Annotated in this window: 10 protein-coding genes; 7 read left to right on the top strand and 3 right to left on the bottom strand. The window is 71.2% G+C overall.

The annotated features are described in order from the left end of the window. The first annotated feature begins 150 nt into the window (after nucleotides 1-150). Nucleotides 151-873 carry a hypothetical protein gene (locus KOI47_RS27840; RefSeq protein WP_216209426.1) on the top strand — a complete coding sequence of 241 codons (723 nt, stop codon included), beginning with the start codon at nucleotides 151-153 and terminating at the stop codon, nucleotides 871-873. Here KOI47_RS27840 and KOI47_RS27835 read toward each other — a convergent pair. Continuing rightward, on the bottom strand, nucleotides 820-3,207 hold the full coding sequence (locus tag KOI47_RS27835; protein ID WP_232376300.1) for a hypothetical protein: 2,388 nt from the start codon (nucleotides 3,205-3,207) through the stop codon (nucleotides 820-822). The genes KOI47_RS27840 and KOI47_RS27835 overlap by 54 nt on opposite strands. A gap of 137 nt (nucleotides 3,208-3,344) precedes the next feature. Between KOI47_RS27835 and ahcY the strand changes: the two genes are divergently transcribed. Beyond that, nucleotides 3,345-4,823 carry an adenosylhomocysteinase gene (gene ahcY / locus KOI47_RS27830; protein ID WP_216209424.1) on the top strand — a complete coding sequence of 493 codons (1,479 nt, stop codon included), beginning with the start codon at nucleotides 3,345-3,347 and terminating at the stop codon, nucleotides 4,821-4,823. 84 nt (nucleotides 4,824-4,907) lie between these two features. Here ahcY and KOI47_RS27825 read toward each other — a convergent pair whose 3' ends face one another. Continuing rightward, nucleotides 4,908-5,852, bottom strand: coding sequence for a hypothetical protein (locus KOI47_RS27825; protein WP_216209422.1), 945 nt, complete (start codon nucleotides 5,850-5,852; stop codon nucleotides 4,908-4,910). Nucleotides 5,853-6,071: 219 nt separating this feature from the next. Between KOI47_RS27825 and KOI47_RS27820 the strand changes: the two genes are divergently transcribed. Further along, complete coding sequence (locus tag KOI47_RS27820; RefSeq protein ID WP_216209420.1) at nucleotides 6,072-6,227, top strand: hypothetical protein; 156 nt, start codon at nucleotides 6,072-6,074, stop codon at nucleotides 6,225-6,227. Nucleotides 6,228-6,265: 38 nt separating this feature from the next. Beyond that, on the top strand, nucleotides 6,266-6,910 hold the full coding sequence (locus KOI47_RS27815; protein WP_232376299.1) for a dTMP kinase: 645 nt from the start codon (nucleotides 6,266-6,268) through the stop codon (nucleotides 6,908-6,910). Nucleotides 6,911-6,914: 4 nt separating this feature from the next. On the opposite strand, the gene KOI47_RS27810 is transcribed toward KOI47_RS27815, so the two are convergent. Beyond that, on the bottom strand, nucleotides 6,915-7,700 hold the full coding sequence (locus KOI47_RS27810) for an IclR family transcriptional regulator (RefSeq protein WP_232376298.1): 786 nt from the start codon (nucleotides 7,698-7,700) through the stop codon (nucleotides 6,915-6,917). Between the two features lie 199 nt (nucleotides 7,701-7,899). On the opposite strand from KOI47_RS27810, the gene mtrA reads away from it, so the two are divergent. The 3 genes from mtrA to KOI47_RS27795 are packed head-to-tail and all read left to right on the top strand — an operon-like array spanning nucleotide 7,900 to nucleotide 12,147. After that, a complete protein-coding gene (gene mtrA / locus KOI47_RS27805) occupies nucleotides 7,900-8,577 on the top strand; it encodes an MtrAB system response regulator MtrA (protein ID WP_200318740.1) in 678 nt (225 codons plus the stop codon). Between the two features lie 7 nt (nucleotides 8,578-8,584). Continuing rightward, nucleotides 8,585-10,372: an MtrAB system histidine kinase MtrB gene (gene mtrB / locus KOI47_RS27800; RefSeq protein WP_216209416.1), complete on the top strand. Its 1,788-nt coding sequence runs from the start codon at nucleotides 8,585-8,587 to the stop codon at nucleotides 10,370-10,372. Continuing rightward, nucleotides 10,369-12,147 (top strand): LpqB family beta-propeller domain-containing protein, encoded by a 1,779-nt coding sequence (locus KOI47_RS27795; RefSeq protein WP_232376297.1) that lies wholly within the window; start codon nucleotides 10,369-10,371, stop codon nucleotides 12,145-12,147. Before mtrB ends, KOI47_RS27795 begins: the two co-directional genes overlap by 4 nt. Nucleotides 12,148-12,173 lie beyond the last annotated feature (26 nt).

Below are 12,173 nucleotides of genomic sequence, written 5' to 3'. Positions count from 1 at the left end.
GGGTCACTGATCATCTGAGAGCGTTGCTCGCTCCCCCGTTCGGGGTAAGTTTCCCGCGTCCGTTCGCCCGCCTGTGGGCCGACCGGTGACGGTCGGCGAATCGGGCCACAGGCGGGCGGCTACCCCGAACCGCTTTCCATGGAGTTCCGCATGTCGCTTGCCAGGAGATCCCCGGTCCGCCCACTCCTGCTCGCCGTACCGGTGGCACTCGGCCTGCTCCTCGGTACGGCGGCGACCGCGCACGCCACCGAGGCCGAGGATCCACGCGCGACGGTGCACGAGGGCAATGCCAAAACCTGCGCACAGGCCGGCCTCGACGGCAGCCTGCTGGGCCCGGCCGATCTGACATTCACCGGCGGCGCGCCGAACGCCGACCAGTACCTCTCCATCACCGCAGCCGAGGACGTCACGGTGACCGGCATCGTGATCAAGGGCGGCCCCCGCTACAACCTCTACCGGCCCGGCGCGAACGGCCTGCCCGAGACCCCGCCATGGGAGGACCTGCGCGCCCCGCTGAACAACGGCGGCAACATCCCGCAGATCAGCCACTGGTACGCCTGCGGCACCGGTACCACGGACACCAGCAGCAGCACGCCCAGCACCTCGGAAACCGCCGAGACCACGGAGACGACCGGCTCGACCGGGCCCTCCGTGCCAGGATCGAGCACCACCTCGGACACGAGCGGCACACCATCCACCAGTGACAGGCCAACGACCTCGGCGACCTCGGCGGCCGCCGTGCCCGCGGGTGAGGACGGCGACCTCGCCTCCACCGGTTTCGGTGGCAGCGGGCTGATCTGGCTCGGTGCGCTGCTGGTGCTAGGCGGAACCGTCCTGCTCGTGCTGTTCCGTGCTCGCCGCGGCGCCGCCTGAGCCCGCCCTGTGCTGCCGGACCGGGTCGCTGTTGAACAGGTCGGGGAACAGGGCGACCTGCTCCTCCAGCGGCGGCGGCCCGTCCGGCCGGTCGAGGCCCGCGGCCATCGCAACGGCCCGGTCCCACTCCGGGTCGGCCACGTAGTCCGCGTGCCTGCGTACCCCCGCGGCCCAGCGGCGCCCGCTGATCGGGCCGCGCATCGGGTCGGGCAACCAGTGGTCCCCGCCGAGTACCAGCGCACCGGTCGGTCCCTGCTCAGCGGGTGCCAGCGGCCCCACCCCGCCGCTGGGCAGGTAGCCGATGCCCAGCAGCTGCCGGTCGATGACCTGGTGCCGCCAGGTGGTCGCGCCGCCGCCGAAGGTGTCGGTGCCCCGGCACAGCCCGCGCCAGCGGCCCTCCAGGTTGCCGTACAGGTCGACCAGCGCCGCATGCGGCAGCACGGCGGGGAAGGCTCGCTGGTAGCCCCATTGCAGCGGTGACCCCGCGGTCAGCAGGCCGACCCTGGCCCGGTCCTCCGGCGGCAGGTCGGCCGCCAGCCGCCCCACCGCGATCACCGCCAACAGGCCGCCGAGGTGATACCCGGCCAGCACCACCCGGGTGTGCGGATCGGCGAGATGTTCCCGGCAACGCGCCACCAGCTCCGGCACCACCTTGAGCGCATAGCAGGGTGGCACCGCCGGATGCGCTGCCCGCGGCCAGAAGGACACCAGGTCGGCGAGCGCACCCAGATGCCTGCTGCGCTCGTTGGTGGTCGCCGCGGTGTAGATGATCCGCAGCAGTCCGGCGGCGAGCGCGCCGAGCGCCACCACCCCGACCCCGGACAGCGGCTGCAGCCAGGCCGGAACCCCGCCGAAACCGAAACGGGCCACCAGCAGCCCGGCGACCCCCGCCGCCATCCCGAGCGCCACGGCGACCACGATCTGGTGCAGGTAGCGGCGTTCCCAGCTGGACTGCGCCCACGCCGTGGCCGCCTCGTGCTGGTTCTCCTCCTCCGGCTGCAGCATCCGCACCACCTCGGGGACACCGCGGCGCAGCCTGCGCATCGGCACCGCCACCGCGAACCCGAGCAGGGCCAGCACCGCGGACAGCGCGAGCCCGCCGCCCCACAGGATGGTGACCAGCGCGTAGCTCGGTGGCAGTAGCAGATCGGCGCGTACCAGCTCGCGCAGTGCGATGGCCAGCCCGGCGCCGAACCCGCCCCCGATCAGCCCGGCCAGCGCCAGCGCGGGCGCGGCGATCCAGCCGCCCACCCATGGCCGCAGTCGGCGGGGCAGGCTGCGCCAGGCAGGGCGCGCCAGCAAGGCCGCGGGCACCAGCAGCAGCGCGAACAGCACGCAGACGGCGATCAGCGCGGCGCCGATCGCCTGCACGGTGTCGTCGGTACCGAACATCCGCGGGGGCAGCGGGGTGCGCAGCACCGCCGTCCACACCAGCAGCGCGGCCGCGATCCCGAGCAGCAGCGCACGCACGACCCTGCCGAGCAGCCGGTGCATCGGCACCGCGGTGGCCAGCAACGTCACGCCGAGCAGGACCAGCGCGCCCGTCCAGGCGACCGCTTCCGTCGTCGCCGCGGGCGGGCCGAACGGGCCACCGGCCAGCAGCAGGGCGGTGCAGGCCAGCGCGGCCACCGTGTGCAGGCAGCGCAACACCGGGATCCCGCCATCGGAACGGAGCTCGTCCCCGGGCAGGGACCGGCCGGGTGACCGCGGGGTGACCTTCGCCGACACCGACCATTCCGTGCCGGAAACCTGATGCAGCACGAAGATCACCAGCGCCACCGGGAGCAGGCCGACCGCCGTGCGCAGTGCCTCGACCTCGCTCAGCCAGGACAACCCGGCGGGAAGGCAACGACCTTGGTACGCAAGGCACTGCGCGGCGAGCAGGTCCACGGTGACCACGGCCAGCTGGCTCACCAGCAGGGTGGTCAGCAGCAGCCCGGCCACCCGCAGCAACCCGCGGCAGACCGCCCCGAGCACCCTGGCGGCCCCGGCCCGCGCACCCCCGTCGCCGGGCACCGGCGGCAGCATCCAGTACGCCACATTGGCAAGGGAGAACGGGAACAACAGCGCCCAGGTGGCCTTGGCCACCCCGCCCGAGGTCATCCCGCTCCACAGGTAGCCCTCCAGGGTGCGCGGCAGTGCCCGGCCCGCCCCCTGCAACACCGGCCCGGGCGCGGGCCTGCGCAGCCGGTCGGACGGCCGGATGATGCGGCCGAGGCCGTCCCCCGCGACATCCACCACCCCGACCGAGTCGAGCAGCGACTCGCCCGTGGTGCCGATCAACCCGGGCACGCGCAGTTCGACGACACGGGTTTCGGGTCCGGGAAGGGGCACCGGTGCATCTCCTCTTGGTGTTCCGGATGGTGCTCGCGGTGCGGAGGCCGGGAGGTCGCGCCGCACACCAACTGTCTCGCGTGGTGAACGGACCACGGTAGTGTGCGGTTGACGCCGAGCCTTGGAGGACAGCCCCGATGACCCCCGAAAGCGTTCCGCAGTCCGGGCTCCACCAGACCCGCAACGGGCTCGACTTCGCCGTGGCGGACCTGGCCCTTGCCGAGTTCGGCCGCAACGAGATCCGGCTCGCCGAGCACGAGATGCCGGGGTTGATGGCGCTGCGGCGGGAACATGCCGAGGCTTACCCGCTGCGCGGCGCGCGGATCTCGGGGTCGCTGCACATGACGGTGCAGACGGCGGTACTGATCGAGACCCTGGTGGCGTTGGGTGCGGAGGTGCGGTGGGCCTCGTGCAACATCTTCTCCACCCAGGACCACGCCGCCGCGGCGGTCGTCGTCGGCCCGCACGGGAGCCCGCAGCAGCCACGGGGAGTTCCGGTGTTCGCGTGGAAAGGCGAGAGCCTCGCCGAGTACTGGTGGTGCACCGAACGGATGCTGACCTGGCAGGGCGAAGGCCCGAACATGATCCTCGACGACGGTGGCGACGCCACCATGCTGGTGCACAAGGGCGCCCAGTTCGAGCGGGCCGGGGTGGTGCCCACTCCGGAGGCCGACGACCCGGAGGAGTACAAGGTCTTCCTCGAGCTGCTGCGCAACTCCCTTGCGGCCGACGGCTCCAGGTGGACCCGCACCGGCGCGGGCATCAAGGGCGTCACCGAGGAAACCACCACCGGGGTGCTGCGGCTCTACCAGCTCGCCGCCCAGGGCGAGCTGCTTTTCCCCGCCATCAACGTGAACGACTCGGTGACGAAGTCGAAGTTCGACAACCGCTACGGGATCCGCCATTCACTGATCGACGGCATCAATCGCGGCACCGACGTGCTGCTGGGCGGCAAGGTCGCCGTGGTGTGCGGCTACGGCGATGTCGGCAAGGGCGCCGCGGACTCGCTCGCGGGTCAGGGCGCCAGGGTGATCGTCACCGAGATCGACCCGATCTGCGCGTTGCAGGCCCAGATGGACGGCTATCAGGTGAAGACCCTGGAGTCGGTGCTGCCGGAGGCCGACCTGGTGATCACCACCACCGGGAACAAGGACGTGGTGCTGGTCGAGCACATGGCGCGGATGAAACACCAGACGATCGTGGGCAACATCGGTCATTTCGACAACGAGCTGGATATGGCGGGGCTGGCCCGGTATCCGGGGATCCGGCGGGTGAACATCAAGCCGCAGGTGGACGAGTGGATCTTCCCGGACGGGCACAGCATCCTGGTGCTGTCCGAGGGGCGGCTGCTGAACCTCGGCAACGCCACCGGGCATCCGTCCTTCGTGATGTCGAACAGCTTCTCCAACCAGGTGATCGCGCAGATCGAGTTGTTCACCAAGAACGAGGAGTACGACAGGGAGGTGTACCGGCTGCCGAAGAAGCTGGACGAGCACGTCGCCCGGATCCACGTGCAGGCCCTCGGCGGGGAGCTGACCAAGCTGACCAAGGACCAGGCCGAGTACATCGACGTGGACGTCGCCGGTCCGTACAAACCGGACCACTACCGCTACTGATCCACACCGAACCCGGCGGCCCTCACTCATTTCAAGATCATCGATCCGGGCGTCGCACGTCACCAACGTCCCCGGACAGCACAGCTAGTGCCACTCCACCGCGATCCCGGCCAGCCCTGGGCCGATGTCGGTGAAGTACGCGCTGCTCACCGCGCCGATATCGCAGGGAAGGTCGTCGGTGTCGGTGGGCAGCAGGTCTTCCCTGGTGCGGAACTGGCGGGTGCAGCGGGCGGGCAGCGCGCGCCTGCTGAACCGCAACTGGAGCAGGTAGCTCGCGCACCGGTCGCGGAACACCCGGAAGTAACCCGGCGAGGTACCGCCGGAGTCGTCCCTGACCTCGAAGCAGAACACGTGGATCGCGCCCTCGGCCAGCCTGCGGTCGAACAGCAGCTCCGCGGCCAGGGTGTCCTCGCCCGCGTGTCTGCGCATCCTGCCGATCCGGCAGCCCTCGGCCGTGGCCAGCGTGACCTCCTCGATCCGGCAGCCGGGATCGCCGTTGTAGACGATCACGTAGCGGTCCGGGCCGTGCCTGCGGGCGCGGGCCACCAGCCTGGTCCGGATGCTGCGCTGGCGGTGTGCCGCGTCGAAGGTCACCACGTCGTGCACGGAAAGCGGTTCGAAATCGGCGTTGTACCGGCTCGCCGAGGTGTATCCGCCCAGCTCGGTCAGCAGCCGGTCGGCGGCGGGGCCGCTCGCGCCGCGGCGCAGGTCCGCGAACGAGGTCGGCATGCGATGCTCCCGTGCGCCGGGTGACCGCGGGCCGATCAATGTCACCAGCGAGCCAGGGGGCAGCTCCAGCACCGACTCGAGTGCGCGCACCGTGGCCAGCCCACGCGGCATCTCGGGCTGCCGGATGCCGCGCTGCCAGTAGCTGAGCGTCGACTGCCCGACCCGGACACCACGTTGCGCCAGATGCGCCCGCAGCCGGGCGAGCGAGAGTCCCCGATGCGTGATGGCGAGCCGCAACGCCTCGTGGAACTCGCCAGGCGCCGCTTCGGGTGCGCTGTGGGTGCCCGTTCGCTCCGACACCACCGACCCTCCACTCCGAGCTTTCACAACCGTGAACGCTGCGCGGAACGTTCACGCTAGCAGCGGCAGGCCTCCCGACGAAGCCCCCATTTCCGCGACCTGACCAGGCCGGTCCCCGCGTTCCGCGTTCCGGGGTCTTCCGCGGAACCTGCTCGCCGTGGTTCCGGGAGCTTGCCGCCGTGCCCTGCGCCGCGCACGGTGGTCGGCGAGGTGAAGGACATGCTGGCTCCCGTGGTGCTGCGTGACGACGGCGCGGCGGCCGACATCCCGGAACTCGCCTGGATGGCCGTGGCGACACCGCTGAGTGTCGCGTTGATCGCCGGTGCCGTCCTTGCGGTGCGCATCCTGCTGCTGCGCCGTCGATCGGGTGGTTGATCCCGGCGAGTGGATCCCGGCCCCGTAGGGTTGTGCCCGTGGGGCGACTGATCGTGATCGAAGGGCTGGACGGCGCGGGTAAACGCACGCTGGCCGACCAACTGGTGACGGCCTTGCACGAGGCGGGGGCGAGCGTGCAGACGCTGGCGTTCCCGCGCTATGGCAAGAGTGTGCACGCCGACCTGATCCATGAGGCACTGCACCGGGAACACGGCGATCTCGCCGAGTCGGTGTACGGCATGGGGCTGCTCTACGCGCTGGACCGCAGGGACGCCGCCGAGGACATCCGGGCCGAGCTACGGGCCAACGACGTCCTACTGCTCGATCGTTATGTCGCCTCGAACGCCGCCTACCAGGCCGCCCGCTCCTACCAGGGAGCCGATGGCGCCGTCGTGGAATGGGTACGTGAGCTGGAGATCGACCGGTTCGGGCTGCCGGTGCCCGCCGCGCAACTGCTGCTCAGGGTGCCCGCGGCGGTGGCCGGGGCGCGGGCCCAGCAGCGCGCGGACACCGAGACCGGCCGGGCCAAGGACCTCTTCGAGTCCGACGACGATCTGCAGACCCGCTGTGCCAAGGTGTACGACCAACTCGCCGCCCGCTCCTGGCTTTCCCCCTGGTACACCATCGACGGGGCGGCCAGTGTGGACACCCGCAAGCTCGCAGGCGACCTGCTCACCCGCTGACCCATCAGTCCACGAAGTAGCCGAGCTGGGCGGACAACTCGGCCGCCGCGCCGGTCAACGGCTGGACCAGTTGCCCGATGCGCTGCCGGGACAGCCGGTATGCGGGGCCGGAGGCGCTCAGCGCGGCGACCACCTCGCCGTCCGGCCCGCGGATGGGCACCGCCAGTGCGTGCAGGCCGACCTCCAGCTCCTCGAAGCAGGCCGCGTACCCGTCCGCCCGGATGCGCTCCAGCTCCCGCACCAGTTCCTCCGGCGAAACCGTGGTGGCCGGTGTGTACCGTTCGAGCCCGCGCGCCAGCACCCGCTCCCGCTCCTGCTCGGCCAGGTGCGCCAGCAGCACCTTGCCGCTGGAGGTGGCGTGCAGGGGAGTGCGCTGCCCGGTCCAGTTCTGCGTGGTGACCGCGGCGGACCCGCGCGCCTGGCTGATGTTGATCGCGATGCCCTCGTCGGCGATCGCGATGTTCACCGTCTCGCCGAGTTCCTCGGCCAACGTCTCGCAGGTCTGCCTGCCGAGCCGGGAGAGATCCATCCGGCCGGTCGCCGCCCCCGCGAGGCGGACGATGCCGAACCCGATCGCGTACTTGCCGCGCTGACCGAGCTGCTCCACCAGGCCGCGCGCCTCCAGCACGCGCACCAGCCTGGAGGCGGTGGACTTGTGCACCCCCAGCTCGGCGGCGATCTCGGTGATACCGGCCTCCCCGTTGCGGGCGAGCAGCTCGAGCACGCTGATCGCCCGGTCCACCGACTGCACCGGGCTGTCCCCGCTCCTGGCGGCCGCTGAGTTCCGCACAGCGCAACAGTAGTCGCTCCGGGTAGACCCGCTCGGCAGGCCGGACCGGTGGAGATCCACCATCCGGCGGCCCGCCCGGGTGGAGAACTGACGGTGGACCTGGGGTTGGCTCCCGGCGTGAATGCTCCAACCGGGCTACTCTCGGCTGTGATCGCCGGGTCCCGCGCACCCGGCGGATTTGTAGTGCGAACATGTGCACATGAAGGCACGTGTGCTGGTCGTCGACGACGACCCTGCTCTGGCGGAGATGCTCACCATCGTGCTGCGTGGGGAGGGGTTCGATACGGCGGTCGTCGCGGACGGTTCCCGGGCCCTGCCCGCGCTCCGGGAGCTGAAACCCGACCTCGTGCTGCTCGACCTGATGCTGCCAGGGATGAACGGGATCGACGTCTGCAAGGCCATCCGGGCCGAGTCCGGTGTCCCGATCGTGATGCTCACCGCCAAGAGCGACACGGTGGACATCGTGCTGGGCCTGGAGTCCGGCGCGGACGACTACGTGGTCAAGCCGTTCAAACCGAAGGAACTCGTCGCCCGGGTGCGGGCGCGGATGCGGCGCACCGAGTCCGAGCCCGCCGAGTCGCTGACCATCGGGGACCTCGCGATCGACGTCCCAGGGCACGAGGTGACCAGGGAGGGCAAGGCGATCCCGCTCACCCCGCTGGAGTTCGACCTGCTGGTGGCGCTGGCCCGCAAGCCGCGGCAGGTGTTCACCCGCGAGGTCCTGCTCGAGCAGGTCTGGGGTTACCGGCATGCCGCGGACACCCGGCTGGTGAACGTCCATGTGCAGCGCCTGCGGTCCAAGGTCGAGAAGGACCCGGAGCATCCCGAGGTCGTTCTGACGGTGCGCGGCGTCGGTTACAAGGCCGGACCGCCATAATCGCACTATGCGTGCAGAAGGCGGCGGATCCCGCGATACGGATCGGCCTCGCAAGTCGACCAGCTCCGGTCGGCGCGCGGCCGAGCTGGTCGTGCGGCTGACCGCGTTCGGCCGCAGGCGGGCGGTCGCCTTCAACGAGCTGTGGCGGCATTCGCTGCAGTTCCGCGTCACCGTATCCACCCTCGCGCTGTCCTCGGCCGTGGTGTTCGTGCTGGGCATGGTGTTGCAGAACCAGATCACCGACCGGCTGATGGAGACCAAGCAGCGCGCCGCGATCCAGCAGACGTGGTCCGTGGTGGAAAGCGCGGCCGGCCAGCTCGCCAGCATCGACGGTGACCCCGATGACATCGAAGAGAAGCTGAACAGCGCGCTCAAGAAGATCACCAGCGACTCGCCGAGCGCGCAGGACTCGGCGAGTTCGGCAGCGGGCGCGTTCGAACCGGTGCTGGCCAGCCGCGGCTCGGCCCGGGCCGCGGACAGCACGGTGTCGGCGGGCCCGTACGAGCACGTGCCCCCGCGGCTGCGGCAGTTCGTCGAGGGAGGCCAGCAGACCGCCAAGCAGATCCACACGGTGGACACGGACCGCGGCCGGACCACCTACCTCATCGTCGGAGCGCAGGTCGCAAACACGGTCCGTCCGGTTCAGCTGTACCTGCTGTTCCCGCTGACCGCCGAGCAGAGCACCGTCGCCACGGTGCAGAACACCCTGCTGGTCGGCGGCCTGGCACTGCTGTTGCTGCTGGCGGGGATCGCGAACCTGGTCACCAGGCAGGTGGTCCGGCCGGTGCGCAAGGCGGCCGCGGCGGCGGAACAGTTCGCCGGCGGCGATCTCGACCAGCGGCTCACCGTGCTCGGCGAGGACGACCTCGCCAAGCTGGCGGTCTCCTACAACGAGATGGCCGCCAGTATTCAGGACCAGATCCGCCAGCTGGAGGAGTTCGGCCAGCTCCAGCGCCGGTTCACCTCGGACGTCTCGCATGAGCTGCGCACCCCGCTGACCACCGTGCGGATGGCCGCCGACGTGCTGCACGCATCCAGGGAGCAGTTCCCCGCCGGCCTCGCCCGTTCGGCCGAGCTGCTGGTCGACGAGCTGGACCGGTTCGAGGCGCTGCTCGGCGACCTGCTGGAGATCAGCAGGCTGGACGCCGGGGTGGAGGAGCTGGCCCCGGAGTCGATCGACGTGCGCCCGATCGCGGTCAGGGCGGTCGAGCAGGTGCGGGTGATCGCCGGGAGCGCGGGCAGCGCCATCGAGCTGGAGCTGCCCGAGGAGGAGACCGTCGCCGAGGTGGACGCCCGCAGGGTGGAGCGGATCCTGCGCAACCTGCTGGCCAACGCCGTCGACCACAGCGAGGGGCATCCGGTGCGGCTGCGGCTGGCCGCCAACGAGACGGCGGTGGCGCTGAGCGTCCGGGACTACGGCGTCGGCCTGCGGGCGGGTGAGGCCGAGCTGGTGTTCAACCGGTTCTGGCGGGCCGACCCCTCGCGCAACCGCCGCACCGGCGGCACCGGGCTCGGGCTGGCGATCAGCCATGAGGACGCCCGGTTGCACGGTGGCATGCTGGAGGCGTGGGGCGAGCCCGACCGGGGCGCCTGCTTCCGGCTCACCCTGCCCCGGCGCGTCGGTGACGAGATCGAGGAGTCCCCGATCGGTCTCCCACCGGTGGAGCGGGACCTGCCCGCACTGCCGGCGGGCGAGAACGGCGCCCCCTCCGGTGCGGTCACCGGGGAGAACGCCGAGCAGAACGAGGACGAATGGCACGAGGTGGAGATCGCCGAGCGCGAGGAGGTCAGGTGAGAAGCGTCCGCGCCAGGCCGGTCCGGGGTGTGCTCGCCGTGCTGGCCTGCCTGGTGCTGGCAGGCGGCTGCGCGAACGTCCCGGAGGAGTCGCAGGCCGAGGTGGTTTCCGGGGAGCGGCTGGGGCAGCCGCAGCCGGACATCCCGGAGCCGGACGCGAACCTGGACGCGCTGACCGCCGTGCGCGATTTCGTCACGGCCAGTGCCCGGCCGATCAACGAGCACGCCGCCGCCCGCGTGTACCTGGGGCCGGAGCTGCGCCAGAGCTGGGAACCGGGCAGCACGATGACCATCATCGAGAACCGCTTCAACACCCGCTACGTCGCCGAGGAGGAGGGCCCGACGGCCCCGACCGAGACGTCCGCGAACGAGAAGGTGGTCGTGGTCAGCGGGACGCAGATCGGCAAGCTCGGCCACGACAGCGCGTTCCTGGCCGCGCGGGACTCCTTCCGCCAGGAAATCACGGTGCGCAAGCAGGGCAACGGACCGTGGCGCATCGTCGATCTGCCCAGCACGCTGGTGGTGACCGAGCGCGACTTCGCCGAGAACTACTTCCGGGTGCCGCTGTACTTCTTCGCCCCGGACACCGACGCGCTGGTGCCGGACCTGCGTTACGTGGTGGCCAAGCCGCAGTCGAAGCTGCCGGGCAGGGTGACCGACCTGCTGCTGGAAGGGCCCTCGGACAGCCTTACCGGAGCCGTGCACAACCCCCTCGGCGACGAGGCGGCCCTGGACGGCGCCGTGAGCGGCCAGGCCAACGGGGCGCTGCTGGTGCCGCTGACCGGGGTGACTGGCAAGAGCGACGAGGAGAAGAAGCGGATCGCCGCCCAGTTCGTGCGCTCGCTGCAGACCGTCACCAGCAGCCGCATCCGGCTGCTCTCGGACCGGACCCCGCTGGTGCCGGGCCAGCTGGACTGGCGGCCGAGCGATCTCGCCTCCTACGAGTCCTCCGCCTCGCCCAGCCCCGACCTGCAGGGGCTGGTGACCCTGAACGGTGCCGTGCGGTCACTGGAGGACGGCTCGCCGGTGCGCGGTCCCGCCGGGACTGGTGCCTACCACGCCGAGAGCGGGGCGCAGTCGCTCGGCGGGAACCAGCTGGCCATCGTGGAACGGCTTGGCGAGAAGGCCCGGCTGCGGATCGGCTACCTCGGCGAGGTCGCGCCCCCGGTCGACGTCGAGGGCAAAACCCTGACCAGGCCGACCTGGTGGCCGAACACCGACACCAACGACACCTCCGGTGAGGTCTGGACCGTCGTGGACGGCACCCGGATCTCGCGGGTGGTGCGGGATCCCAGTGGTGGCTGGGTTCCCCAGCCGGTGAACGCCGCCGAGCTGAACGCGCTCGGCCCGATTTCCGGGCTCCGGTTGTCCAGGGACGGCACCAGGGCCGCGGTGATCGCGGGCGGGAACCTCGTGGTGGCCGCGGTGGTGCGATCGAACGGCTCGGTGACCCTGCGCTCGCCACGGGTGCTGCAGGCAGGCACGGTGGAGAACGTGGTCGACGTCGACTGGGCCACCCAGGACATGCTGGTGGCGGCGACCAGTTCGGAGTCGACGATGGTGGTCCGGGTGCCGGTGGACGGCTTGCAGATGGACAAGTTCAACGGGTCCAACCTCACCGCCCCGGTCCGGGCGATCACCGCCGCGCCGAGCAGGCCGATCGTGGTCGGCGACGCCTCCGACGAGCTGTGGACCGCCAGCGGCGACATCGGCGAGGTCTGGCGTCCGCACGACCGCCCGCAGGGCACCGGCGCCCGGCCGTTCTATCCCGGCTGAGCACCGGCCCTGCCGTCCGGTGAGCC

It is taken from the genome of Amycolatopsis aidingensis, assembly GCF_018885265.1.
Taxonomy (GTDB): domain Bacteria; phylum Actinomycetota; class Actinomycetes; order Mycobacteriales; family Pseudonocardiaceae; genus Amycolatopsis; species Amycolatopsis aidingensis.
The sequence above is the reverse complement of the archived record's forward strand: the minus strand, read 5'-3'. Positions and strand labels throughout refer to the sequence as shown.

Excerpts from the sequence above, each read along its gene's own strand:
- KOI47_RS27840 (WP_216209426.1), top strand. The coding sequence starts at position 151 with ATGTCGCTTGCCAGGAGATCCCCGGTCCGCCCACTCCTGCTCGCCGTA.
- mtrB (WP_216209416.1), top strand. The coding sequence starts at position 8,585 with ATGCGTGCAGAAGGCGGCGGATCCCGCGATACGGATCGGCCTCGCAAG.
- mtrA (WP_200318740.1), top strand. The coding sequence starts at position 7,900 with ATGAAGGCACGTGTGCTGGTCGTCGACGACGACCCTGCTCTGGCGGAG.
- ahcY (WP_216209424.1), top strand. The coding sequence starts at position 3,345 with ATGACCCCCGAAAGCGTTCCGCAGTCCGGGCTCCACCAGACCCGCAAC.
- KOI47_RS27820 (WP_216209420.1), top strand. The coding sequence starts at position 6,072 with ATGCTGGCTCCCGTGGTGCTGCGTGACGACGGCGCGGCGGCCGACATC.